The 22762-nt window shown below is 66.7% G+C and carries 24 protein-coding genes; 7 read left to right on the plus strand and 17 right to left on the minus strand.

The window, feature by feature from the left end:
• Positions 1 to 75 precede the first annotated feature (75 nt).
• The 9 genes from BXA00_RS10700 to BXA00_RS10740 all read right to left on the minus strand — a co-directional run bounded on the left by BXA00_RS10700 (position 76) and on the right by BXA00_RS10740 (position 8939).
• Positions 76 to 1836, minus strand: a complete 1761-nt coding sequence (locus BXA00_RS10700; RefSeq protein WP_076518479.1) for a DEAD/DEAH box helicase — start codon at positions 1834 to 1836, stop codon at positions 76 to 78.
• A 279-nt stretch (positions 1837 to 2115) separates the two neighbouring features.
• The gene (locus tag BXA00_RS10705; RefSeq protein WP_076521898.1) at positions 2116 to 2880 is read right to left on the minus strand and encodes a uracil-DNA glycosylase; all 765 of its coding nucleotides are present in this window, start codon (positions 2878 to 2880) and stop codon (positions 2116 to 2118) included.
• Positions 2881 to 2965: 85 nt separating this feature from the next.
• Positions 2966 to 3628: a thiaminase II gene (gene tenA / locus BXA00_RS10710; RefSeq protein WP_076518480.1), complete on the minus strand. Its 663-nt coding sequence runs from the start codon at positions 3626 to 3628 to the stop codon at positions 2966 to 2968.
• Positions 3629 to 3767: 139 nt separating this feature from the next.
• Entirely contained in the window at positions 3768 to 4157 is a 390-nt protein-coding gene (locus tag BXA00_RS10715; RefSeq protein WP_076518481.1) for a DUF488 domain-containing protein, read from the minus strand.
• Positions 4158 to 4214: 57 nt separating this feature from the next.
• A complete protein-coding gene (nhaA, locus tag BXA00_RS10720; protein WP_076518482.1) occupies positions 4215 to 5450 on the minus strand; it encodes a Na+/H+ antiporter NhaA in 1236 nt (411 codons plus the stop codon).
• Positions 5451 to 5595: 145 nt separating this feature from the next.
• Complete coding sequence (locus BXA00_RS10725) at positions 5596 to 6060, minus strand: HIT family protein (protein ID WP_076518483.1); 465 nt, start codon at positions 6058 to 6060, stop codon at positions 5596 to 5598.
• Positions 6057 to 6506 (minus strand): GNAT family N-acetyltransferase, encoded by a 450-nt coding sequence (locus tag BXA00_RS10730; RefSeq protein ID WP_076518484.1) that lies wholly within the window; start codon positions 6504 to 6506, stop codon positions 6057 to 6059. The genes BXA00_RS10725 and BXA00_RS10730 overlap by 4 nt, the downstream gene beginning before the upstream one ends.
• A 23-nt stretch (positions 6507 to 6529) precedes the next feature.
• Positions 6530 to 7996 (minus strand): polyphosphate:AMP phosphotransferase, encoded by a 1467-nt coding sequence (gene pap / locus BXA00_RS10735; protein ID WP_076518485.1) that lies wholly within the window; start codon positions 7994 to 7996, stop codon positions 6530 to 6532.
• A gap of 79 nt (positions 7997 to 8075) precedes the next feature.
• Positions 8076 to 8939 carry an MBL fold metallo-hydrolase gene (locus BXA00_RS10740; protein WP_076518486.1) on the minus strand — a complete coding sequence of 288 codons (864 nt, stop codon included), beginning with the start codon at positions 8937 to 8939 and terminating at the stop codon, positions 8076 to 8078.
• A 167-nt stretch (positions 8940 to 9106) separates the two neighbouring features.
• Between BXA00_RS10740 and BXA00_RS10745 the strand changes: the two genes are divergently transcribed.
• The 3 genes from BXA00_RS10745 to BXA00_RS10755 are packed head-to-tail and all read left to right on the plus strand — an operon-like array spanning position 9107 to position 10318.
• Positions 9107 to 9442, plus strand: coding sequence for a helix-turn-helix transcriptional regulator (locus BXA00_RS10745; RefSeq protein ID WP_076521899.1), 336 nt, complete (start codon positions 9107 to 9109; stop codon positions 9440 to 9442).
• The gene (locus tag BXA00_RS10750) at positions 9439 to 9870 is read left to right on the plus strand and encodes a YeeE/YedE family protein (RefSeq protein WP_076518487.1); all 432 of its coding nucleotides are present in this window, start codon (positions 9439 to 9441) and stop codon (positions 9868 to 9870) included. Before BXA00_RS10745 ends, BXA00_RS10750 begins: the two co-directional genes overlap by 4 nt.
• Position 9871: 1 nt before the next feature.
• Positions 9872 to 10318 carry a DUF6691 family protein gene (locus BXA00_RS10755; RefSeq protein WP_076518488.1) on the plus strand — a complete coding sequence of 149 codons (447 nt, stop codon included), beginning with the start codon at positions 9872 to 9874 and terminating at the stop codon, positions 10316 to 10318.
• A 5-nt stretch (positions 10319 to 10323) separates the two neighbouring features.
• Here BXA00_RS10755 and BXA00_RS10760 read toward each other — a convergent pair whose 3' ends face one another.
• The 7 genes from BXA00_RS10760 to BXA00_RS10790 all read right to left on the minus strand — a co-directional run bounded on the left by BXA00_RS10760 (position 10324) and on the right by BXA00_RS10790 (position 18898).
• Positions 10324 to 11592, minus strand: a complete 1269-nt coding sequence (locus BXA00_RS10760) for a phenylacetate--CoA ligase family protein (RefSeq protein WP_076518489.1) — start codon at positions 11590 to 11592, stop codon at positions 10324 to 10326.
• 81 nt (positions 11593 to 11673) lie between these two features.
• Positions 11674 to 12510 carry an ABC transporter ATP-binding protein gene (locus BXA00_RS10765; RefSeq protein ID WP_076518490.1) on the minus strand — a complete coding sequence of 279 codons (837 nt, stop codon included), beginning with the start codon at positions 12508 to 12510 and terminating at the stop codon, positions 11674 to 11676.
• A 106-nt stretch (positions 12511 to 12616) separates the two neighbouring features.
• Positions 12617 to 13954 (minus strand): ABC transporter substrate-binding protein, encoded by a 1338-nt coding sequence (locus BXA00_RS10770; RefSeq protein WP_083714239.1) that lies wholly within the window; start codon positions 13952 to 13954, stop codon positions 12617 to 12619.
• A 133-nt stretch (positions 13955 to 14087) separates the two neighbouring features.
• Positions 14088 to 15152 carry a branched-chain amino acid ABC transporter permease gene (locus BXA00_RS10775; RefSeq protein ID WP_076518491.1) on the minus strand — a complete coding sequence of 355 codons (1065 nt, stop codon included), beginning with the start codon at positions 15150 to 15152 and terminating at the stop codon, positions 14088 to 14090.
• Positions 15153 to 15177: 25 nt separating this feature from the next.
• Entirely contained in the window at positions 15178 to 16107 is a 930-nt protein-coding gene (locus BXA00_RS10780; protein ID WP_076518492.1) for a branched-chain amino acid ABC transporter permease, read from the minus strand.
• Positions 16108 to 16118: 11 nt separating this feature from the next.
• Complete coding sequence (locus tag BXA00_RS10785) at positions 16119 to 16916, minus strand: ABC transporter ATP-binding protein (protein ID WP_076518493.1); 798 nt, start codon at positions 16914 to 16916, stop codon at positions 16119 to 16121.
• A 5-nt stretch (positions 16917 to 16921) separates the two neighbouring features.
• Positions 16922 to 18898, minus strand: coding sequence for a long-chain fatty acid--CoA ligase (locus BXA00_RS10790; RefSeq protein ID WP_076518494.1), 1977 nt, complete (start codon positions 18896 to 18898; stop codon positions 16922 to 16924).
• A 171-nt stretch (positions 18899 to 19069) separates the two neighbouring features.
• Between BXA00_RS10790 and BXA00_RS10795 the strand changes: the two genes are divergently transcribed.
• The 3 genes from BXA00_RS10795 to BXA00_RS10805 all read left to right on the plus strand — a co-directional run bounded on the left by BXA00_RS10795 (position 19070) and on the right by BXA00_RS10805 (position 20897).
• Positions 19070 to 19777 (plus strand): Crp/Fnr family transcriptional regulator, encoded by a 708-nt coding sequence (locus BXA00_RS10795; RefSeq protein ID WP_076518495.1) that lies wholly within the window; start codon positions 19070 to 19072, stop codon positions 19775 to 19777.
• Between the two features lie 64 nt (positions 19778 to 19841).
• Positions 19842 to 20303 carry a MarR family winged helix-turn-helix transcriptional regulator gene (locus BXA00_RS10800; protein ID WP_076518496.1) on the plus strand — a complete coding sequence of 154 codons (462 nt, stop codon included), beginning with the start codon at positions 19842 to 19844 and terminating at the stop codon, positions 20301 to 20303.
• Between the two features lie 168 nt (positions 20304 to 20471).
• Positions 20472 to 20897, plus strand: a complete 426-nt coding sequence (locus BXA00_RS10805; RefSeq protein ID WP_076518497.1) for an organic hydroperoxide resistance protein — start codon at positions 20472 to 20474, stop codon at positions 20895 to 20897.
• Positions 20898 to 21065: 168 nt separating this feature from the next.
• Here the strand turns inward: BXA00_RS10805 and BXA00_RS10810 are convergent, their stop codons facing one another.
• Positions 21066 to 21698 carry a LysE/ArgO family amino acid transporter gene (locus BXA00_RS10810; RefSeq protein WP_076518498.1) on the minus strand — a complete coding sequence of 211 codons (633 nt, stop codon included), beginning with the start codon at positions 21696 to 21698 and terminating at the stop codon, positions 21066 to 21068.
• Positions 21699 to 21845: 147 nt separating this feature from the next.
• Between BXA00_RS10810 and BXA00_RS10815 the strand changes: the two genes are divergently transcribed.
• A complete protein-coding gene (locus tag BXA00_RS10815; protein ID WP_076518499.1) occupies positions 21846 to 22745 on the plus strand; it encodes a LysR family transcriptional regulator ArgP in 900 nt (299 codons plus the stop codon).
• Positions 22746 to 22762 lie beyond the last annotated feature (17 nt).

Genomic DNA, 22762 nt, shown 5'->3' on the forward strand with positions numbered 1-22762 from the left:
GCGTGGGTAATACGGCATTTTCCCAAAAAAAAGCCCGCGGCATTTGCCGCGGGCTCTTGGGATCAGTCGGGCTGCTTAGCCGCGGCGATCGTTCGACTTGACGAAGCGCTTGGCGGGACCGCCGGGACGCTTGTCGAACGAGGGCTTGGCACGGAAGCCGCCTTCGGGACGGTCACCGCCGCGAAAACCGCCTTCGCGTTGCGGACGGTCGCCGAAGCTGGGGCGATCGCCGAAGCTGGGACGCGAATCGCGGTCGCCGCCGCGGAAGCCGCCTTCACGCGGGCCGCGCTCGCTGAACGGGCGCGCATCGCGCTGCGGGCGGTCGCCGTAGCTGGGACGGTCGCCAAAGCTGGGACGCGAATCGCGATCGCCGCCGCGGAAGCCGCCTTCACGCTGGGGACGGTCGCCGTAGGGACGATTGCCCTGGTAGCCGCCTTCGCGCTGGGGACGATCGCCGAAGCTGGGACGGTCACCGAAGGAACGCTGGGGACGGTCGCCGAACGGGCGGTCGCCTTGGTAGCCACCTTCGCGCGGCTTGAACTCGCCACGCGGACCGCCGAACGAACGGCCTTCGCGGGGCGCGCCGTCGCGGTTGCCCTGGTAGCCGCCGCCATGGCGCGAGCCGCCGAAGCCGCCGGGACGCTTGCCGAAGGGCTTGCCGCCACGCGGCGCGGCGCCGGTCGACGGACGCGGGGTGCGCTTGGGCTCCAGGCCGGCAATCACTTCAGGGGTGATCGACTGGCCGATGTAGTGCTCGATGCGGCGGACCTTGTGGCGCTCGGAGTGCGTGGCCAGCGTGAAGGCCAGGCCGTTGCGGCCGGCGCGGCCGGTGCGGCCGATGCGGTGCACGTAGTCTTCAGCCTGCATCGGCAGGTCGAAGTTCACGGCGTGGCTGATGCCTTGTACGTCGATGCCGCGGGCGGCCACGTCGGTGGCCACCAGGATGCGCAGTTGGCCGCGTTGCAGTTGCGACAGCGTGCGGGTGCGTTGGCGCTGGTTCATGTCGCCGTGCAGGGCGGCGGCGGCAAAGCCCTGGTCGGCCAGGCGGTCGGCCAGGTCGTCCGCGCCGCGCTTGGTCGACGTGAAGACGATGGCCTGGTCCAGCGAGGCGTCGCGCAGCACGTGATCCAGCAGTTGCATCTTGTGGCTGGCGTCGTCCGCGTACAGCAGGCTTTGCGTGATGTTGGTGTGCTTTTCCTTGCTGCCGGCCATCTCGATGCGCTGCGGATCGCGCATCATGCGCGCCGCCAGCTTGGCGATCGTGCCGTCCAGCGTGGCCGAGAACAGCAGCGTCTGGCGGTCTTCGGGCAGGCGGCCGACGATGGTTTCGATGTCTTCGATGAAGCCCATGTCCAGCATGCGGTCGGCTTCGTCCAGCACCAGCGTGTGCACGGTGTTGAGCTTGACGCGGCCCGATTGCAGGTGGTCGATCAGGCGGCCGGGGGTGGCGACCAGCACGTCCACGCGGCGCGACAGCGCCTTCAGTTGCGCGCCGTAGGGCATGCCGCCCACGACGGTGGCGGTGCGCAGGTCGGCCAGCTTGCGGCCGTAGGTGGCGGTGGCTTCGGTGACCTGCAGGGCCAGTTCGCGCGTCGGGGTCAGCACCAGCACCTGGACGCCAACGCCCTTGTTGGCGGGCATCTGGGCAATGCGATGCAGCGCGGGCAGCATGAAGGCGGCGGTCTTGCCGCTGCCGGTCTGCGAGGAAACCATCAGGTCATGGCCGGCCAGCGCTTGCGGAATGGCGGCAGCCTGAACGGGGGTGGGGGTGGCGAAGCCAGCTTCTTGAACGGCCGACAACAGAGCGGGCGCGAGGCCCAGGGTATCAAAAGACATTACTTTCCCTTGCCGCAATCAATGCGACGCAGTGCTTGGTCGGGCCAGGGGATTAGGCGGCCGGATCCAGGCGACGGTTGATGGAGCATCGTGCCGACCGGATCAACCATGCGCGTGGCGCGTTCTCTTGTACAGATTGGAACGCAGGGCGAAAGGAAAGGGGTCAGGAATCGATGATAGTTCGGCATGGGGCCGGGGTCTTGGACTTCCCGGCGGACTGCAAAAAATTCCGCTAAATCAAGGCGGTAAATGCCGAACTCGTTTTGTGCAGTGCGGCGATCATAACCCGAATTCGCCTTGCAGGGGAATTATTTTTTTGTCCAATGCCCAATCAATAGGGTTTTTCCCTTGGTTCCGCAGCCATTCATTGGTGGTCCGGAAATGGCCGCACCCCAGGAAGGGCACGGGCGGCCGCCGGGCCGACAGCGGGGACGGGTGATTGGCCATCAGCACGAGGTGGCCGCTGTCGGGCGGAAGCAACAGCCGCTTGGCCTGCGCGTGCGCGCCCCACAGCATGAACACCTTGGGCGAGGTATCGAGCGCGACGTGTTTGATCAAGGCGTCCGTCACCGTTTCCCAGCCGCGCCTGGCATGCGACGCGGGCAGGCCGTCCTCGACCGTCAGCGCGGTATTGAGCAACAGCACTCCCTGGTCTGCCCAGGCGCTCAGGTCGTTTCCGGCCGGGACGCCGGCTTGCGGGTAGTCGCGCGCGATCTCGTTGAAGATGTTGCGCAGGCTCGGCGGGCGCTTGCAGTCGTCCGGCACGGAGAAGGCCAATCCCTGCGCCTGGCCGGGGCCATGGTAGGGGTCTTGTCCCAGGATCACGACACGGACGTCCGAAGGCGCCAGGCCGTGCAGGGCCCGGAAGGGCGTGGCGGGGTACACCACCGCGCCCTGCGCGAGGCGCGTTTCGACGTGCGCGGCGGCCGCGGCGAGCGCGGCGGCCACGGCGGGGTCGGCGGATAGCGCGGCCTGCCAGGCGGCGGGAAGTTGCGCTATCTGGGTGGCGAGGGCGTTGGGCGTGAGGCGGTTGTCGATCGGCATGGACGCGATTTTGGCACAGGCGACCGCACCCATTGCCCGGATATCTCGGCCATATCGGCCGATGTCAGCCCACATCAACCCTGCGTCAGACCGGCCAGCCGGCCTGGCGGTGCGCCGAATCCCAGAACATCCATTCGAGCTGGGCCGCGTGCGTGTAGGCCTGGTGCATCGCCTGCACGGTCTGCGGCGCGGCCGCTTCCGCGACGCGGTCCACGGTGGCGATCACGGCGCGCACCAGCGCGTGGAATTCGTCGCCCGCATAGGTGTCGATCCACGCCGCATAGGGATTGGGCCGCACCGCGCGCGCATGGATGTCGCGGCCGATCTCGGCGTAGATCCAGAAGCAGGGCAGCAGGGCGGCCAGGGCGACCGGGTAGGGCGCGCTGAAGGCGGTGGCGATCAGGAAGCTGGTGTAGTGGTGGCTGGCGGGCGTGAGCGGCGTGGCCTCGAAGGTCGCCGCGTCGATGCCGAACTGCTTCATGAACCCCGCGTGCAGGCTGCGTTCGGCCACGACCGCGCCCTTGGCCGCCTCGGCGAACTGCACCACGCCATCGGCATCGTCGGCTTTGGCGGCGGCGATGGCCAGGGCGCGTCCAAACGCCACCAGATAGTGCGCGTCCTGGATCATGTAGTGCTTGAACGCGTCCTCGTCGAGCTGGCCGCTGGCCAGTTCGCGATTGAACGGCATGTCGCGGGTCTTCTCATAGAGCGCGGCGTTGCGGGTCCAGGCGTCGGAGCTGAAAGACATGGAATTCCTCGTAGGCGTGGCCGTGGGGCGCGCACCGTGCGCGCCGTGGGCGGGGGCATAAGGGTAACAAGGGGGGAAACAGGGAGGAAACAGGGAGGAAACAACGCGCGAGCGAGCTGCGCCGGCCCCCTCAGGGCGTTCAGGCGGCGCGCGCGCGGTGGCCGCGAGCGTAGTCGAGCAGGGCGTCGCGCAGCACGATGGCCTGGTTGTGCTCGGTATTGCGCGCGCCGTACAGCAGGGTCAGGGGACGATCGCCCGCCGCGTCCAGCAGGGCCGCCATGCGCGCCTGCTGTTCGGGCGCGGCCAGTTCGGCCAGGTACTTGGTGCGAAACGCGTCCCAGCGGTCCTCGGCATGGCTGAACCATTTGCATAGTTCGGCGCTGGGGGCGATGTCGCGGGCCCACTCGTCCAGGCCCAGGTCCGCCCGCCGCAGCCCGCGCGGCCACATGCGGTCGACCAGGGCAAGGTAGTGTCCTTGCGGACCGGTGCCTTCATAGACGCGCTGCACGATGATGCGGGACGATTTCATGCGGACTCCTGCGGCCGAGGTTGCAGCCAGTCTACTGCAAGCCCTCGCGCCAGGCAGTCAGCGCGCGTCCGATTCTTGATCTCGCGCACGGGCGATGCGCAACACCGCGAATCCCACCAGGGCGGACGCCAGCGACCCGGTCAGCACGCCGATCTTGGTGGCGTCGACCGTGGCGGCGTCGGTGAAGGCCAGGGCGCCGATGAACAGGCTCATGGTGAAGCCGATGCCGCACAGCAGGGCCACGCCGTAGAGCTGGGTATAGGTGGCGTGCCGCGGCAGGGCGGCGATGCCGGCCTTGATGGCAAGCCAGGCAAAGCCGAACACGCCGAGCTGCTTGCCCAGGAAGAGGCCGAGCGCCACGCCCAGCGGCACGGGCTCGGCCAGGCTTTCCAGTCCCATGCCCGCAAAGGAGACGCCCGCATTGGCAAAACCGAACACCGGCACGATCAACAGGGCCACGGGCTTGTGCAGCGCATGTTCCAGTGTGTGCAGGGGCGAAGGGACGCGGGTTCCGCCCTGGTGCTGCCGCCGCAGGGGAATCGCGAGCGCGAGCGCCACGCCCGCCAGCGTCGCGTGCACGCCGGACTTCAGCACGAAATACCAGAGCACCGCGCCCAGCAGCAGGTAGGGCGTCAGGCGCAGGACGCCGGCGCGGTTCAAGACGAACAGGCCGGCCAGCAGCGCGCCCGCCATGCCGAGCGCGAACAGGTTGAGCTGTGACGTATAGAAAAGCGCAATGATGACGATGGCGCCCAGGTCGTCCAGGATGGCCAGCGCGGTGAGGAATATCTTGAGCGACGTTGGCACGCGGCTGCCGAGCAGCGCCAGGATGCCCAGCGCGAACGCGATGTCCGTCGCGGCGGGGATGGCCCATCCGCGCAGGGTGCCGGGACTGCCCAGGTTGACCGCCAGGTAGACCAGCGCCGGCACCGCCATGCCGCCAAGGGCGGCCACGCCGGGCAGGACGATGCGGCCCGCGCCGCGCAACTGCCCGTCCAGCATCTCGCGCTTGATCTCCAGGCCCACCAGCAGGAAAAAGACGGCCATCAGTCCGTCATTGATCCAGTGCAGCACCGTTTCTTTCAGCACCACCGGCCCGGCCTCAAAGCCGACCTTGGTGCCGAGCAGGTCGAAGTACGCCGGCGCGACGCCGCTGTTGGCGACCACCAGGGCAGCCAGCGCGGCCGCCATCAGTACGTAGCCGCCGAGCGCTTCGGAGCGCAGGAAGGCCAGGAGGAAGGAGGCGGGCGGCTGCGGACGGGGCGCCCCGGGCGTGGCGGGAGTGTGCTGCATGGACTAGGTGCTTGGCTTGGCTGTCAGAAACCTGAATGGTACCTGAACGGTCGGCATGTTCATGCTTATTGCGGGGAATTTCGCGCAATCAGGGGGCAATTGACGCGATTTCGGGGGCGCGGCGGTCTTTGCCGCGCCCGGCGGCTCAATGCCAGAGCAGGGCGTTCATGGCTTCGACCAGGCGGTCGCGATAACGCGGCAACTGCGCCGCGATCTGCGCCTGCCGGGCCTTCCAGGCTGCCGGCTCCGTGCCTGGCGCGATGCGCGGCGCCGCCCAGATCGGGTCGGGAAAATGCCGGTCGCCGCGCCAGCGCGGGATCACGTGCCAATGCAGGTGCGGCACCATGTTGCCCAGCGAAGCCAGGTTGATCTTGTCGGGCGTCAGGATCGATTGCTGGGTTTCCTCGACCACGTACACCGCCCGCATCAGCAGGTCGCGCCCGTGCGTGGACAGGCTGGTCATCTCGGGCAGGTGGCCGTTCCAGATGACCCGGGTGAAGCCCGGGTAGTCAGGGTCATCGACTTCGATGATGCGCAGGTGCGGCCCGCGCCACAGCAACGTGCCGCCGTCTTCCTGGCACAACGGGCAGTTGGGATCGCGCGCGCTCAAGCCAACACCTTGCGGTACTGGATGAAGCCGGACCGGTCGGCGATGTGGTCGTACAGCTGCATGGCGGTGGCGTTGGTTTCGTGCGTCAGCCAGTACACGCGCGCGCAGTTGGCGGCTGCGGCCTCGGCATAGACATGTTCGATCAGCTTGCGGCCGGCGCCGGTGCCGCGCGCGTCCTGGTCCACGTAGAGGTCTTGCAGGTAGCAGTAATCGCCGGCGGTCCAGGTCGAGCGATGGTAGATCCAGTGCACCATGCCGATGGCGCGGCCGCTTTCATAGGCCAGCGCGGCGTGGACGGGCTCGGCGGGGTCCAGGAAGCGCGCCCAGGTGTTGCGGGTCACGGCGTCGTCGATGCTGACGCGGTAGAAGTCCTGGTAGCCCTTCCATAGCGGCAGCCATGCGTCGAAGTCTGCGGCGACGATGGGACGGATTTCGGCGGTACTCATGGCGCGAGGCCTCCTGGCGATGGTCAGAGTTGGTTTTCCATGGCTTCGACGATATGCCGCAGCACTTGCAGGCGAGCGTACCGCTTGTCGTTGGCCGACACCAGATGCCAGGGCGCGTGCGCCACATCGGTGCGCATCATCATCTCGTTGGCGGCGGACGCATATTCGCGCCATTTGTCGCGGTTGCGCCAGTCGTCAGGCGTGATCTTGAAATTCTTGAAGGGCGACTTCTCGCGCTCGCGGAAGCGTTCGAGCTGCACCTGGGGCGTGATCGCCAACCAGAACTTCAGCACCAGCGCGCCGCTGGCGGCAAGCTGTTCTTCGAAGTCATTGATCTCGGCGTACGCCCGGCGCCATTTGGCGGGCGGGATCAGCTTCTCGACGCGCTCGACCAGCACGCGGCCATACCAGGAGCGGTCGAAGATGGCGATGCGGCCATGGCTGGGTAGGCGGCGCCAGAAGCGCCACAGATAGGGCCGGGCCATTTCCTCGGTGGTGGGCGCGGAGATCGGCGTGATGTCGAACTGCCGGGCGTCCAGCGCATGCGTGACGCGGCGGATCGCGCCGCCCTTGCCGGCGGCGTCCTGGCCTTCGAACACCAGGATCAGCGAGCGATTGCGGAACTTGTCGGACCGGGCGGCGCAGGCCAGCCGGCCCTGCAGCAGGCCGAGTTCGGACTCGTAGTCGTCCTTGTCTTCCTTGGCGTCGTAGTCCAGTTTGCCCAGTCGGTCGACGATGCGGGTGGAACTGGAATGCGCCACGAAGGCCGGCGGCAGGCGCGGCACGCCCCGGCGGCGCATGGCAAGCAGTACCGCCTCGGCCGTGCGCACGGTTCGCAGGTTTTCGTCCGCGCTGGGGATCACCACCCAGGGCGCATGGCCGCAGTCGGTGTGATTGAGCACCACGTGGGCGCCGGCCCGGATGCGGTCGAATTTCTTGTTGACCTTGAGATCCACCGGACTGACCTGCCAGGCGGTCTCCGGACTGGCCAAGAGGCGCTGCGCGCGCGCCTTCTGGGCCTTGGCCGACAGATGAAACCACAGCTTGACGATCTGCACGCCCTCCGAGGCCAGCATGGTCTCGAAGCGCATGATGGCGGCCGCGTGCGCCTCGATGGCGTCCGCATTGGGCTTTTTGCGCGCGGCTTCGATCAGCAGCGGCGCATACCAGGAGCCGAACACGATGCCGGTGCTGCCCTTGGGCGGCAGGTCGCGCCAGTAGCGCCAGAGCGGTGGGCGCTCCAGTTCGTCGCCTTCGCGCGGGCCGTAGGCCAGCGTGCGGATGTGGCGCGGGTCCATCCATTCATTGAGCAGATTGACCGTGGCGCCCTTGCCCGCGCCGTCGATCCCCGCCACCACGACCAGCAGGGTCTTGTCGGCCTGCTTGAGCCGTTCGTATTGCGCGTTGACCAGCGCGACCCGCAGCCGTTCTTCGAGCGCGTTGAATTCATCTTTTGATAGGGTCGGGTCGGCTTCGGCTTCGGCGAACATGGATACGTCGGATCGGGTTGCTGCGATCGGGCGATCTTGCGGGATATGGCTGCGCGGCGCAAGTGCGCCGCGCCGCGGCTCAAAGCGCGTTGACGGGAATCTTGAGATATCTCACGCCGTTGTCTTCGGCGGGCGGGAAATGTCCCGCGCGGATGTTGACCTGGATCGCGGGCAGGATCAGCGTGGGCATGCCCAGCGTGGCGTCGCGCCGGGTGCGCATGGCGACGAACTCGTCCTCGCTCACGCCGTCGCGCACGTGGATGTTGGCGCGGCGCTGCTCGGCCACGGTGGTTTCCCAGGCGACCTCGCGGCTTTCCGGCGGATAGTCGTGGCACATGAACAGCCGCGTGGCGTCCGGCAGGCTCAACAGGCGCCGGATCGACCGGTACAGCAGGTGCGCATCGCCGCCGGGAAAGTCGCAGCGCGCCGTGCCCACGTCCGGCATGAAGAGCGTGTCGCCGACAAACGCCGCGTCGCCGATCAGGTAGGCCATGTCGGCCGGGGTGTGTCCGGGCACGTGGATGGCGGTGGCGGTCAACGTGCCGATCTGGAATGTCTCGCCGTCGGCGAACAGGTGGCCGAACTGCGATCCGTCGAGCTGGAATTCGGGTTCCAGGTTCAGGATCTTCTTGAAGACGCCCTGCACGGTCCGGATGCTCTGGCCGATGGCGATGACGCCGCCCAGCTGCCGCTGCAGGTAGGGGGCGGCGGATAGATGGTCCGCGTGGGCGTGGGTTTCCAGCAGCCAGACGGTCCGCAGCCCGTGCTCGCGCACGTAGTCGGCCACGCGGTCGGCATTGGCCGTGCTGCTGCGGCCCGACTTGGGATCGTAGTCGAGCACCGAATCGATGATGGCGCAGGCGCCGCCGGGCCCGGGTTCGTGGACGACGTAGGTGACGGTGCCGGTGACGGAGTCGAAAAATGCCTGGATCTGCGGGTTCATGAGTCTTCGCGTGAGGGACTGGCGCGGGGCCTGAGCGGGGCTTGAGCGGGGCGCAAGGGCGCCCCGGCAGGATCAATTTACGACATTAAATAATATTTGCATATAGTTTATTTGAAAATATAATGATATGGTCATTTTCGCTAATCAAAGCAACCGCCCCGCCCATCATGAATGCCCCCCTTACCGACTGCGAACTCGCCGCCCTGCGCGAATCCGCCACCCAGGCTTGCGCCTTGCTCAAGGCCCTGGCCAATGAAGACCGCCTGCTGCTGCTGTGCCAATTGGTCCAGAGCGAACGCAATGTGGGCGAGCTCGAATCGTTGACCGGCATCCGCCAGCCGACCCTCTCGCAACAGCTGGGCGTGCTGCGCGACGAAGGGCTGGTCGCGACGCGTCGCGAGGGCAAGTACATCTACTACCAGATGGCCAGCTTCGAGGTCAGCCAGGTCATGAAGACGCTCTCCAGTTTGTACTGCGGGCGCGCCATGGAGTCACTCAAATGAACGTGGACTGGTCCGCCTTCACCCCGGGCGCCGGCACTGCCGGCGGCCTGCTCATCGGCGCCGGCGCGGTGCTGCTGATGCTGGGCGCGGGACGCATCGCCGGCATCAGCGGCATCCTGGGCGGGTTGCTGACGCCCGAGCGCGGCGGGAGCTGGCGGCTGGCCTTCCTGTTGGGGCTGTGCGCCGCGCCCTGGCTGTTTCGCGCGTTCTCCGAACTGCCGGCCATCACCGTCGATGCCAGCACGCCGCGCCTGATCGTGGCGGGCCTGTTGGTCGGCCTGGGCACCCGCTACGGCTCCGGATGCACCAGCGGACACGGCGTGTGCGGGCTGTCGCGGGGATCGCGACGCTCGATCGCCGCCACGGCCATCTTCATGGCCGCGGGCTTTGCAACGGTCTACGTGCTGCGGCACGTCGTGGGAGCCTGACATGGCCGCGCTCTACGCTTTCGCCGCCGGTCTCGTCTTTGGTCTGGGCCTGCTCGTCTCGGGGCTAGCCGATCCCGCGCGCGTGCTGGGCTTTCTGGACCTGGCCGGCCTGTGGAATCCCACGCTTGCCTTCGTGATGGGCGGCGCCGTGCTGGCGACCAGCATCGGCTACGCGTTCCTGCGGCGGCGCACGCACAGCCTGTCGGGCGAACCCTTGCGCTGGCCGCAGGCCACGCGGATCGATTGGCGCCTGGCCGGCGGCAGCCTGGCGTTCGGCGTGGGCTGGGGCGTGGCGGGCTTCTGCCCGGGGCCGGCGCTGGTCGCCGCGGCGGCGGGCATCGGCGAGGCCGCCGTCTTCGTGGCGGCCATGATCGCCGGCATGCTGATCTACTCGGTTATCGAGCGCGTGCAGCGCCGCGCCAGTGACGCGGCCGCCCCTCGCGCCTAGCCCCGCTACTCGTACGTCCGGATGTCGTCGATGACCTTGCCATCGTTCGGCAGGCCGCCCTCGGCCACCCATTCGACGTCGGCGCGCAGCTTGGTCACGTCGCGCGCCGAGTCGGCGATGCGCCGGGCCAGCGCCTCGCTCTGGTCCCGCGTTTCGACCTTCAGCACCATGCGGTCCGACCCGGTGGTGCCGCTGATGACGAGCCGGGCCCGCAGGATCTCCGGGTGCCGCCGCGCCACGTCGGCCACTTGCGACGGATGCACGAACATGCCGCGCACCTTGGTGGTCTGGTCGGCGCGTCCCATCCAGCCCCGGATGCGCGTGTTGGTGCGTCCGCAGGGCGAGATGCCGGGCATGACCGCGGACAGGTCGCCGGTGCCGAAGCGCACCAGCGGGTAATCGGGGTTCAGCGTGGTCACGACCACTTCGCCGACTTCGCCCTCGGGCACGGGCTCGCCGGTGCCCGGACGCACGATTTCCACGATGATGTCCTCGCCCACCACCAGGCCCTCGCGGGCCGGCGTCTCGAACGCGATCATGCCCAGGTCGGCGCTGCCGTAGGCCTGGTAGCCGTCGATCCCGCGCGCGGCCAGCCAGTCGCGCAGCGACGGCGGAAAGGCCTCGCCTGAAACCAGCGCGCGGCGCAGCGAATCGAGCTTCACGCCCAGTTCGTCCGACTTTTCCAGGATGATCTTCAGGAAGCTCGGCGTGCCGGTATAGCCGCTAGGCGCCAGGTCCTGGATCGCGCGCACCTGCTGTTCGGTCTGGCCGGTGCCTCCCGGGAACACCGTGCAGCCCACGGCATGGGCCGCGGTTTCCATCATCGAGCCGGCCGGCGTGAAGTGGTAGGAAAAGCAGTTGTAGGCCAGCTCGCCGGCGCGAAAGCCCGCGGCGTACAGGGCGCGGGCAAAGCGCCAGTAATCCGACCGCGCGCTTTCCGGTTCGTAGATCGGGCCGGGTGAGGCGAACACGCGCATGGCCTGGCCCCAGCCGATGGCGGAAAAGCCGCCGAAGGCCTTTTCGGGGCCCGGGGCACGGCTTGCGTCGTCGCGGCTGAGCTGCTGGCGCTCCAGCAGTTCATGCTTGCGCAGCACGGGTAGCCGGGCCAGGGCCTCGCGCGAGGTGATCATGGCGGGGTCGACGCCGCGCAGTTGCTCGGCAATGGCCGGCGCGCGCGCGACCGCCCGCGCAATCGCCCCAGGCAGGGCGGCCATCAGATCGCGCTCGCGTTGCTCGGGCGCGCGGGTTTCGAGGTCATCGAAAAACTCGGACATGGGATCGCACCTTCTCGTGTGCCGGTTTGCGGCGCCGTTGCCAGCGCCATGCGGCAAGCGCTGGCTTGCGCGCGTCGGGAATCAGGCCAGCCAGCGTTTGCGGCGGCGATAGAACTTGTTGTCTCGGAAACTCTTGCGTTCCCCGCTGGAAATGCCCAGGTAGAACTCCTTGACGTCCTCGTTTTGCGCCAGGTCGGAAGCGGCGCCGTCCATCATCACGCGCCCGTTTTCCAGGATGTAGCCGTAATCGGCGTACCGGAGCGCGATGTTGGTGTTCTGTTCCGCCAGCAGGAAGCTCACGCGCTCGCGCTGGTTCAGGTCGCGCACGATCTCGAAGATCTCTTCGACGATCTGCGGCGCCAGGCCCATGGACGGCTCGTCCAGCAGGATCATGTTGGGATTGGCCATCAGCGCGCGTCCGATCGCGGTCATCTGCTGCTCGCCGCCCGAGGTGTATCCGGATTGGCTGGTGCGGCGTTGCTTCAGGCGCGGGAAGTACTGATAGACCCGTTCCAGCGCCGCGCTGGTGTCGGCGCGGCTCATGCTGCGGGTGTAGGCCCCGGTCAGCAGGTTCTCCTCGATGGTGAGGTGGGCAAAGCAATGCCGGCCCTCCATCACCTGCACGACGCCGCGCTTGACCAGCTCGGCGGGCGTCAACCTTTCGATGCGCTGGCCGCGGTACTGGATGTGGCCCTTGGTGACGTCCCCGCGCTCGCCCTTGAGCAGGTTCGAGATCGCGCGCAGCGTGGTGGTCTTGCCTGCGCCGTTCGCGCCCAGCAGCGCCACGATGCGGCCTTCCGGCACCTGCAGGGATACCCCCTTGAGCACCAGGATCACGTGGTTGTAGATCACCTCGATGCCGTTCACATCGAGCAGCACCTGGGGCGCGTCGGCGGCGGCGATATTGGCGTCGTTCATAAACATTCCTGCAGCGTGGCGGCGGCCGGCCGTCAAGGCGGCCGCCGGTTCATATCAACATGCGTTGCGCGCCCGCCGCGTTGTCGCGACGGGCGCTCCAGGGGCATCACTCACACTTGCGGGGGGTAATGTTCTTTTCCTTGGCGTACTTGGCCGCCGATTCCTTGACCATGGGGTCCAGGATCGACTTGTCCGACTGATACCAGTCGGAAACGACCTTGAACTTGGAACCGTCCCACTGCACGATGCGCGCCCAGTCGTCGCCCATGTGATTGGCGCACGAGGTCTTGACCGGACGCATGATCTGGCCAAAGCCCAGCTTGTCGAGCTTTTCCTGGGTCAGGTCCAGGTTCTCGAAGCCCCAGCGCACCTGTTCCGGCGTCAACGCCTTGCCCTTGCCGAACTTCTCCTGCGCGGCGCGGATGGCTTCCACCTGCAGCATCGAGATCATCATGCCGCGCGTATGGGCAATGGTGCCCAGCGTGGTGTTGCCGGTCTTGTCCGAGCCCTGGCCCTTGTCGTATACGTACTTCTTCAGATCGTCGTAGACCTTGTCGGTGTCGGCGCCGCTGTTGTGGACCGTGATGGCGTTGTAGCCCTTGGCGACATCGCCCAGATCCTTGACGTCGCCTTCGGAGCCGGCCCACCAGATCGCGTACATCTTGTCGCGCGGATAGCCGCTGGCCTGCGCCTCGCGGATGGCGGTGGGCGTCATGATGCCGGCGCTCCACAGCAGCACGTAGTTCGGGCGGGCCTGGCGGATCTGCAGCCAGGTGGACTTTTGCTCCACGCCGGGGGCGGTCACGGGGTACAGCAGCAGTTCGAAGCCTTCCTTGGCCGCGCGCTTCTGCAGCAGCGGGATCGGCTCCTTGCCGTAGGGCGAATCGTGGTAGACCAGGGCGATCTTCTTGCCCTTGAGCTTGTCCATGCCGCCTTCTTTCTTGGCGATGTCCTGGATCATCACGTCGGCCGCGGTCCAGTACGTGCCCAGCAGCGGGAAGTTCCACTGGAACACGCTGCCGTCCACGGACTGCGACAGGCCGTAGCCCATCGTTTCGACCGGCACCTTGTCGATGATCGCCTTGTCGCTGACCGCGAAGGTGATGCCGGTGGACTGGGTGTCGAAGCCCGACGCGCCAGTGCCCTTGCCCTTCAGGCGTTCGTAGCACTCCACGCCGCGGTCCGTGGCGTAGGAGGTTTCGCATTCTTCGTACGTGATCTTGACGCCGTTCACGCCGCCATCGCGCTCGTTGATGAGCTTCAGGTAGTCCAGCTTGCCGTCGGCCCAGGGAATGCCCAGCGGCGCAAACGAGCCCGTGCGATACACCAGCAACGGAACGAACTGCTCTTCGGCCGCCATCGCCGGCGTGACCACGGCGCTTGCGGCGCCGGCTGCGGCCATCAGGGCTGCCGCCAACTTCAGGTTAAGACGCTTCATCTCCATTTACCTCCTGCGTGGTGCTTGGGTAGTAGACCCTGGGACACCGGGATTGGCCCGGTCTGGAGCCGGGTATTCGGGACGCAGATCCGGGGCGGTCGTGCCGCGACGGATCCACGGAAGTCAAAACGAAACGCGATCAGTGGGGGAACGGCCAGATCCTCAGCTTTTCCTTGCCGATGCTCCACAGGCGCGCCAGGCCGTGCGGCTCGGCGATCAGGAAGAACACGATCAGCGCGCCAAAAACCATATGTTCGATGTGGGCCGCGGTGTCCACCGACAGCGGCAGGCCCAGCATGTGCGGAATGTTCGACAGGGCCACGGGAATCAGCACGATGAACGCGGCGCCGAAGAAGCTGCCGATGATCGAGCCCAGGCCGCCGATGATGACCATGAACAGGAGCTGGAACGAGCGCCCGAGGTCGAATGCCAGCGGCTCCCACGAACCGAGGTGGATGTAGCCCCACAACGCCCCGGCCACGCCGACGATGAACGAGCTGACCGCGAATGCCGTCAGCTTGGCGTACATGGGACGGATGCCGATGACCGAGGCGGCCACGTCCATGTCGCGGATCGCCATCCATTGCCGGCCGATCGCGCCCCGCACCAGGTTCTTGGCCAGCAGGCTGAAGACCACCACCAGGATCAGCACGAACAGGTACTTCTCCATGGCGCTCTGCACCGGCAGCCCGAAGGCCGTCAGCGGCGGCACCGACACGCTGCCCGAGGACGAGTAGTTGGTAAAGAACGGAATCCGCAGGAACGCCCAATCCACGAAGAATTGCGCGGCCAGCGTCGCCACCGCCAGGTACAGGCCGCGGATGCGCAGGCTGGGTATGCCGAAGATCACGCCGACGACGGTGGCAAAGCATCCTCCCAGCAGGATCTGCAGGACGAGCGGCATGCCCGGAAAGCGCACGCCGAAGTTCCAGGCGGCATAGGCGCCCACCGCCATGAATGCGCCGGTCCCCAGCGAGATCTGGCCGCAGTAGCCGACCAGGATATTCAGGCCCACGGCGGCCAGCGCCAGGATCAGGAACGGGATCAGGATGGCGCGCAGCAGGTAGTCGCTGGCCAGCGCCGGGACGGCGATGAACGCCACCGCCATCAGCAACCCGATGAAGACGCGATCCTGGCGGATCGGGAAGATCTGCTGGTCAGCGCGATAGCTGGTCTTGAATTGGCCGTTTTCGCGATAGAACATGTTTTATCCTTGGTGAGCCGCGGGCTTAGACGCGGTCGATGATCTTCTCGCCGAACAGTCCTTGCGGACGGAACAGCAGGAACACCAGCGCCAGCACGTAGGCGAACCAGATTTCGATGCCGCCTCCCACGAGCGACCCCAGATAGACCTCGGACAGCTTTTCCCCCACGCCGATGATCAGGCCGCCCAGGATGGCGCCCGGCACCGACGTCAGGCCGCCCAGGATGACGACCGGCAGCGCGCGCAGCGCAGCGGTGGACAGCGTGAACTGCACGCCGAACTTCGAGCCCCAGATGATCCCGGCCACCAGGGCGACCAGGCCCGCGACGCTCCAGACGATGACCCAGATGCGGTTCAGGGGAATGCCGATGGACTGCGCGGCCTGGTGGTCGTCGGCCACGGCGCGCAGCGCGCGGCCGGTGGAGGTGTACTGGAAGAACAGGGCGAGCGTCGCCACCAGGAGCGCCGCGATGACGGCGGCCGTCAGGTCCTCCAGGTTGATCAGCAGGCCGCCCTCGAACACCGAGTCCAGGACCAACAGGGGATCCTTGGGCATGCCCACATTGATGGAATACACCGAGCTGCCGAACGTGATCTGGCCCAGGCCGTCCAGGAAGTAGCTGATGCCCAGCGTGGCCATCAGCAGCGTGGTGGCCTCCTGGTTGACCAGGTGGCGCAGCACGAAGCGTTCGATCGCCACCGCCAGCAGGAACATCACGAAGGCGCTGACGATGAACGCCAGCACGTTGGCCAGGATCATGTTGTCAAAGCCCAGCCACTGCGGCAGCCATTCCGAGAAGCGCGCCATGGACAGGGCGGCCACCAGCACCATTGCGCCCTGCGCGAAGTTGAAGACGCCGGACGCCTTGAAGATCAGCACAAAGCCCAGGCCGATCAGCGCGTACAGCATGCCGCTCATCAGGCCGCCGAGGAAGGTCTCTAGAAAAAATCCCATGTCTGTCCGCCTTAATGCGACACGCCGAGGTAGGCGCGGATCACGTCTTCGTTGGCACGGACCTCGTCCGGCTTGCCGTCGCCGATCTTTTTGCCGTAGTCCAGCACCACCACCCGGTCGGAGATGTCCATGACCACGCCCATGTCGTGTTCGATCAGCACGATGGTGGTGCCGAATTCGTCGTTCACGTCCAGGATGAAGCGGCTCATGTCCTGCTTTTCTTCGATGTTCATGCCGGCCATCGGCTCGTCGAGCAGCAACAGGCGCGGCTCCATCGCCAGCGCGCGGCCCAGGTCGACGCGCTTTTGCAGGCCGTAGGGCAGGCGGCCGACCGGCGTCTTGCGGTAGGCCTGGATCTCGAGGAAGTCGATGATGTTCTCGACGAACTCGCGGTGCTGGATTTCCTCGCGCTCGGCCGGTCCCAGGCGCAGCGCCTGCGCCAGCAGGCCGCTCTTCATGCGCAGGTTGCGGCCCGTCATGATGTTGTCCAGCACGCTCATGCCCTTGAAGAGCGCCAGGTTCTGGAACGTGCGCGCGATGCCCATTTCGGCGGCGCGCCGCGGGTTCATCTTCGAAAACCGCTCGCCCCGGAACTGGATGCCGCCCTGCTGCGGCGTGTAGACCCCGTTGATGACGTTGAGCATGGAGCTCTTGCCGGCGCCGTTGGGACCGATGATGGCGCGGATTTCGTGTTCGCGCACGTTGAAGGAGATGTCCGTCAGCGCCTTGACGCCGCCGAAGGACAGGGAGATGTTCTGCATGTCCAGCATGACATCGCCGATACGCTGGTCGCGGTCGTTGTTGCTCATGGTCTCTACGCGGCTCGGGCGGTGATGGCGGGAAACGTCTTGACCGGGCGGATTTTCAGGTCCGCTGCAATCTTGCCGGTGCGTCCGTCTTCGAATTTCACTTCGGTCTCGATGAACTGCGACTGCTTGCCGCCAAAGAGCGCATCGATCAGCACGCCGTACTTCTGTGCGATGAAGGCGCGGCGCACCTTGCGCGTGCGGGTCAGCTCGTCGTCGTCGGGGTCGAGCTCTTTGTGCAGGATCAGGAACCGGCTCACCTGCGACGCCGCCAGCTTGGGATCGGTGGCCAGGTCTGCGTTGACCTGTTCCACGCATTCCGCGATGAGCTGGTAGACCTCGTCCTTGCCTGCCAGGTCGGTGTAGCCGGCGTAGGGCAGGCCGCGGCGCTCGGCCCAGTTGCCCACGGCTTCCAGGTCGATGTTGATGAAGGCGCACACGTCTTCGCGCCCCGCGCCGAACGCGACCGCTTCCTTGATGTGCTGGAAGAACTTGAGCTTGTTCTCGATGTACTTGGGCGCGAACAGGCTGCCGTTGGCGAGCTTGCCCACGTCCTTGGCGCGGTCGATGATCTTCAGTTGCCCGTCGGTGTCCAGATAGCCCGCGTCGCCCGTGTGGAACCAGCCGTCGGCGCTGCGCGCCTCGGCGGTGGCGTCCGGGTTGCGGTAGTACTCCTTGAAAAGGCCGGGGCTCTTGACCAGGATCTCGCCGTTGTCGGCGACGCGGATTTCCACGCCCGCGACGGGCGGGCCGACCGTGTCGTCGCGCACGTGGCCGTCCGGCTGCACGCAGACGAACACCGAGGTCTCGGTGGACCCGTACAGCTGCTTGAGGTTGATGCCGATGGAGCGGTAGAAGACGAAGAGGTCGGGGCCGATGGCCTCGCCGGCCGTGTAGGCCACGCGCACACGGCTCATGCCCAGCGCGTTGCGCAGCGGGCCATAGATCAGCACGTTGCCTACCGCGTAGCGCATGCGGTCCCAGGCGTTCACGGATTCGCCGTCCAGGATCTTCGCGCCCACGCGGCGCGCGAGCTTCATGCAGGCGGCGAACAGCTTGCGCTTGAGCCAGCCGGCGTCCTCCATGCGGATCATCACATGCGTCAGCAGCCCTTCCAGCACGCGCGGCGGCGCAAAATAATAGGTGGGGCCGATGTCGCGCATGTCGATCGACACGGTGTCGGGCGACTCGGGATGGTTCACCGTGAATCCGGTCACCAGCAGCTGCGTGTACGAGAACATGTTCTGGCCGATCCACGCGGGCGGCAGGTACGCCAGCACGTCTTCCTGGTCGGTCAGCTTTTCCATGTCGGAGACGGCGCGCGCGCGGTCGATCAGCGCATGGTGGGTCAGCACCACGCCCTTGGGCTTGCCCGTCGTGCCCGACGTGTAGAACATCGCCGCGGCATCGTGCGGCTGCACGGCGGCCACGGCGCGCGCGTAGAAATCAGGGTGTTGCGCGGCGAATTCGCGGCCCAGCTCTTCCAGGCGCTCATAAGAGAGCAGCATGGGGTCGGCGTAATGGCGCAGGCCGCGCGGATCGTCGAACACGACGTGCTTGAGGGCGGGGCATTGCTCGCGCACCTCGATCATCTTGTCGACCTGTTCCTGGTCTTCGACGACCGCGACGCTGACCTCCGCGTCCTGCAGCACGTAAACCATCTCCTGCGCGACCGCATCCTGATAGAGCGGCACGGGGATCGCGCCCAGCGACTGCGCGGCCATCATGGCCATGTACAGGCGGGGACGGTTTTCACCGATGACGGCCACGTGCATGCCGGGCTGGATGCCAAGCGATGCGAGACCGTTCGCGACGTGACGGACGTGCTCCGCCACTTCGGACCAGGTCAGGGTTTGCCAGATACCCAGGTCTTTCTCTCGTATCGCGGGCCGCGACCCGCGAACGTTGGCATGCGCGAGCAGCAGCGCCGGAAAGGTGTCCGGCGCCGCCGGCATCTGTGCAGATGCGGGCGATGAATGTGCCACGTTGTCTCCTCCGGTTTGGGCGCATCGCGCCTGGCGCCCGTAATGAAACGGCGGTGGCGTCGGCGAGCTTGACCAGTTGGTTTTAGATTTACGGCAGCAGTTAAGGTATAAGGTTGGGTTGCTACCAACTGTCACCATCGCGACATTCAAGGACCTTTTAGGGTATTCCCGATGCAGCTATCCGACTCCCTGCAACTCGCCGCCGCCTGGTTTCGCGTGCTCAACGCCGAACAGCAAGCGCGCGTGGAGCGGGACCTTTCCGTGCAGCAGGTGGTTGCCGGGTCGATCATAGAGCGCAAAGGCGAACTCGCACAGGCTTGGATCGGCGTACTCGCGGGGTTGGTCAAGGTGTCGGTCGGCAATTCCGAAGGCAAGGTCGCTTCGCTGACCGGCGTGCCCGCCGGCGGCTGGATCGGCGAGGGGTCGCTGCTCAAGCGCGAGGTCCGCAAGTACGACATCGTTGCGCTGCGCGATTCGGTCGTGGCCCGCCTGCCCGGCACGACCTTCGACTGGTTGCTGGATACCAGTATTCCCTTCAACCGCTATCTGCTCCACCAATTGAACGAGCGCGTCGCGCAGTTCATCGGCAAGGCGGAGTACGACCGCCTGCTGGACCCCGATGCGCGCGTCGCCCGCTGTCTGGCCGAGCTCTTCAACCCTTTGCTGTATCCCGGGATGGGCATGCGCCTGACCATTACGCAGGAAGAAGTCGGCTATCTGGCCCGGGTTTCGCGTCAGCGCGCCAATCAGGCGCTGCGCAAGCTCGAGGAAGCCGGCCTGCTGAACGTGGAATATGGGGCGGTGCGGGTGCTGGACCTGGACGGCCTGAAGCTCTACGGCTCGGACCGCGGCGGGGCGGAAGGAGAGCAGGCGGCCTGAGCCGCGCTGTCTGGCACGCAAAAAAGGGCTTGACGATAAATCGCGCGCTATTTAATATTGCGCCATGAAATCCAGAACCAAGACCAAAGGCGCTTTCAACCCGCTGCTGCTGGACAGCCAGTTGTGCTTCGCCCTGTACTCGACCTCGCTGGCGATGAACAAGGTGTACCGCAAGCTGTTGCGCGGGCTGGATCTGACCTACCCGCAGTACCTGGTGATGCTGGTGCTGTGGGAGGGCGACGAGATCACGGTGACGGATATCGGCGACCGCCTGTTCCTGGACTCCGCCACGCTCACGCCGCTGCTCAAGCGCCTGGAGGCCGCGGGCCTGGTGACGCGCCAGCGCGCCGTGGACGACGAACGCCAGGTGATCGTGGGCCTGACCAGACAGGGCCGCGACCTGCGGGAAAAGGCCGAAGCCGTGCCCCATTCGGTCGCCGCGGCCGCGCAGTGCTCGCTGGACGAGGCGCAGGGCATGATGAAGACGCTGCATGCGCTGCGGGAGAAGCTGGTCGAAAGTCTTTGAGAGGTCAGGACGATGCCTGTCATCGTCCGGTCTAATAAGTAGCGCACGATATGATCGTGCGATACTGAAATGGCAGTATTGCAATGGCAAGTCAGCGGTAACCGCCGAACCGGGAATGGGTCCCGAGAAGGCAAGCAGTCCCACTTTTCATCCAAAAGGAAACGCACCATGTCCATCGAAAAAGTCCTCTACCGTGCCAGCGCCACCGCAACCGGCGGCCGTGAAGGCCGTGGCGTCAGCGATGACGGCAACCTCGACGTCAAGCTGACCACGCCGCGCGAACTGGGCGGCGCCGGCGCCGCGGGCACCAACCCGGAACAACTGTTCGCCGTCGGATACGCGGCCTGCTTCCTGGGCGCCATGAAGTTCGTCGCCAACCGCGACAAGATCGCGATCCCCGCGGACGTCTCGGTCAACGGCAACGTCGGCATCGGCGCGACCCCCACCGGTTTCGGCATCGAAGTCGAACTGAAGATCTCGCTGCCGGGCCTGGACCGCGAGCAAGCGGAAAAGCTGGTGGCGGCGGCGCACATCGTCTGCCCGTACTCGAACGCGACGCGCGGCAACATCGACGTGACGCTGACGATCGTCTGAGGCCGACCTCGCCCTTTGGCGCGCGCCGCCCGCGCTGGCTCTCCGGCCAGGCGGCCGCGCCGCGGGAACCGGCGATTCGAAGACATAGCCCGGCATCAGCCGGGCTTTTTTTGCGTCCCGCCCGTGCCGAGCGGACGAGGGCGGTGACGCGCAGGGGCGGTAAGAGAGTCAGACGCCCTTGACCGCCAGGCTGAGCGCCAGGCCGGCCATGACCACCGCGATGATGCCGTCCAGCACGCGCCAGGCCGTGGCGCTGGCAAAGAAAGGGGCAAAGAGCCGCGAGCCGATGCCCAGCACCGCCAACCACAGCAGGCTGGCCGTGAAGGCGCCCGCGGCGAAGGCCATGCGCGCATCCTCGAAACCGTGGGCCAGCGAACCGACCACCACCATGTCCAGCCAGAAATGCGGGTTGAGCAGCGAAAAGCCCAGGGCGCCCAGCACGGCGGCGCGGCGCGAGGGCACGACGTCGCGGGCCGCGGCCAGGCCGCCCGTCGCGGTCCATGCGCGGCGCGCGGATTGGGCCGCGTACCAGGTCAGGAAGGCCACGCCAAACCACAACACGGCGGTCGTCAGCCAGGGGAACCAGGCCGTCAGGGCTTGCAGTCCGGACACGCTGGCAAAAATGAAGACGGCGTCGATCAGCGCGCAGATGGCGACGACGCTCAGGAGGTGCGCGCGCATCAACCCCTGGCGCAGGATGAACGCGCTTTGCGCGCCCACCACGGCGAACAGGCCCAGGCCGGTGGCGGTACCGCTGACCCAGGCGGTGAGGAATGCGGGGGATGACAAGGTGGCGAACATGATGCGATTACCTGTGACTGCAACGCCTGTGGCGGCGCCTTGATGGCTGGCCGGACGCGGGGAGCGTTCGGCAATGCGTCATTTTCCCTTGCCATGTGTATGAAATACAGCTAATTTTCCTTCACTATATTAAGTATTTCTAATCCGATGAAAATCGACCACGGGAACCTGCGCGCGTTGGCGGCGGTGGTGCGCGAAGGCAGCTTCGAACGGGCGGCGTTGTCCCTGAGCGTGACGCCGTCGGCGGTGTCGCAGCGCATCAAGGCGCTGGAAGACCGGATGGGCCGGCTGCTGGTCCAGCGCACCGTGCCCGCCGCAGCCACCGCGGACGGCCAGGTGCTGGTCCAGCTGGCCGAACAGACCGCGCTGCTGGAGCACGACGCGCTGAACCGGCTGGGCGTGGCCGACGACGACGTGCCGCACGCCAGCATTCCCATCGCGGTCAATCACGACAGCCTGGAAACCTGGTTCGTCGATGCCGCCCTGCAGTTCTCGACACGCACCCGCGCCACGCTGGACATGCTGTCCGAAGACCAGGACCACACCGCCGCGCTGCTGCGCAACGGGTCGGTGCTGGGCGCCGTGACCACGCTGGCCGATCCGGTGCAGGGTTGCCGCATCCACGCGCTGGGCAGCATGCGCTACGTGGCCACGTGCACGCCCGACTTCCACAAGCGCTATTTTTCTTCGGGCGTCAATGCGCAGACCCTGGCGCAGGCGCCCGTGCTGGTGTTCAACCGCAAGGACGCCCTGCAGGCGCGCTTTGCCCACAAGATCGCGGACCCCGCGCCGTGGGAGCCGCCGGTGTGGTGGGTCCCTTCCACGCGGGCCTTCGTGCAGGCCACGCTGGGCGGATTGGGCTGGACGATGAACCCGCTGCCGCTCGTGCAGGAGCACCTTGACGCCGGTCAACTGGTCCTGCTGCGCGGCCGCGCCTGGGAAGACGTGCCGCTCTACTGGCAGCATTGGCGGGTAAACTCCGAGGCGATGGAAGCCTTGACCGACTCGGTTCTGTCAGCCGCGCGCAGCCTGGTCAGGCGTCGTTAACGTCTCAGGAGGACACC

Origin of the sequence: Achromobacter sp. MFA1 R4 (assembly GCF_900156745.1) — a bacterium.
In the GTDB taxonomy this organism is placed as follows: Bacteria; Pseudomonadota; Gammaproteobacteria; order Burkholderiales; family Burkholderiaceae_B; genus Achromobacter.

What these genes read in the sequence shown, in the direction of transcription:
- BXA00_RS10760 (WP_076518489.1), bottom strand. Translation starts at nt 11,592, where the DNA reads ATGTCCGAGTTTTTCGATGACCTCGAAACCCGCGCGCCCGAGCAACGC.
- BXA00_RS10700 (WP_076518479.1), bottom strand. Translation starts at nt 1,836, where the DNA reads ATGTCTTTTGATACCCTGGGCCTCGCGCCCGCTCTGTTGTCGGCCGTT.
- tenA (WP_076518480.1), bottom strand. Translation starts at nt 3,628, where the DNA reads ATGTCTTTCAGCTCCGACGCCTGGACCCGCAACGCCGCGCTCTATGAG.
- BXA00_RS10810 (WP_076518498.1), bottom strand. Translation starts at nt 21,698, where the DNA reads ATGTTCGCCACCTTGTCATCCCCCGCATTCCTCACCGCCTGGGTCAGC.
- BXA00_RS10740 (WP_076518486.1), bottom strand. Translation starts at nt 8,939, where the DNA reads ATGAACCCGCAGATCCAGGCATTTTTCGACTCCGTCACCGGCACCGTC.
- BXA00_RS10805 (WP_076518497.1), top strand. Translation starts at nt 20,472, where the DNA reads ATGTCCATCGAAAAAGTCCTCTACCGTGCCAGCGCCACCGCAACCGGC.
- BXA00_RS10730 (WP_076518484.1), bottom strand. Translation starts at nt 6,506, where the DNA reads ATGAGTACCGCCGAAATCCGTCCCATCGTCGCCGCAGACTTCGACGCA.
- BXA00_RS10800 (WP_076518496.1), top strand. Translation starts at nt 19,842, where the DNA reads ATGAAATCCAGAACCAAGACCAAAGGCGCTTTCAACCCGCTGCTGCTG.
- BXA00_RS10750 (WP_076518487.1), top strand. Translation starts at nt 9,439, where the DNA reads ATGAACGTGGACTGGTCCGCCTTCACCCCGGGCGCCGGCACTGCCGGC.
- nhaA (WP_076518482.1), bottom strand. Translation starts at nt 5,450, where the DNA reads ATGCAGCACACTCCCGCCACGCCCGGGGCGCCCCGTCCGCAGCCGCCC.
- BXA00_RS10785 (WP_076518493.1), bottom strand. Translation starts at nt 16,916, where the DNA reads ATGAGCAACAACGACCGCGACCAGCGTATCGGCGATGTCATGCTGGAC.
- BXA00_RS10815 (WP_076518499.1), top strand. Translation starts at nt 21,846, where the DNA reads ATGAAAATCGACCACGGGAACCTGCGCGCGTTGGCGGCGGTGGTGCGC.
- BXA00_RS10770 (WP_083714239.1), bottom strand. Translation starts at nt 13,954, where the DNA reads ATGGAGATGAAGCGTCTTAACCTGAAGTTGGCGGCAGCCCTGATGGCC.
- BXA00_RS10795 (WP_076518495.1), top strand. Translation starts at nt 19,070, where the DNA reads ATGCAGCTATCCGACTCCCTGCAACTCGCCGCCGCCTGGTTTCGCGTG.
- BXA00_RS10705 (WP_076521898.1), bottom strand. Translation starts at nt 2,880, where the DNA reads ATGCCGATCGACAACCGCCTCACGCCCAACGCCCTCGCCACCCAGATA.
- BXA00_RS10755 (WP_076518488.1), top strand. Translation starts at nt 9,872, where the DNA reads ATGGCCGCGCTCTACGCTTTCGCCGCCGGTCTCGTCTTTGGTCTGGGC.
- BXA00_RS10745 (WP_076521899.1), top strand. Translation starts at nt 9,107, where the DNA reads ATGAATGCCCCCCTTACCGACTGCGAACTCGCCGCCCTGCGCGAATCC.
- BXA00_RS10780 (WP_076518492.1), bottom strand. Translation starts at nt 16,107, where the DNA reads ATGGGATTTTTTCTAGAGACCTTCCTCGGCGGCCTGATGAGCGGCATG.
- BXA00_RS10765 (WP_076518490.1), bottom strand. Translation starts at nt 12,510, where the DNA reads ATGAACGACGCCAATATCGCCGCCGCCGACGCGCCCCAGGTGCTGCTC.
- BXA00_RS10715 (WP_076518481.1), bottom strand. Translation starts at nt 4,157, where the DNA reads ATGAAATCGTCCCGCATCATCGTGCAGCGCGTCTATGAAGGCACCGGT.
- pap (WP_076518485.1), bottom strand. Translation starts at nt 7,996, where the DNA reads ATGTTCGCCGAAGCCGAAGCCGACCCGACCCTATCAAAAGATGAATTC.
- BXA00_RS10775 (WP_076518491.1), bottom strand. Translation starts at nt 15,152, where the DNA reads ATGTTCTATCGCGAAAACGGCCAATTCAAGACCAGCTATCGCGCTGAC.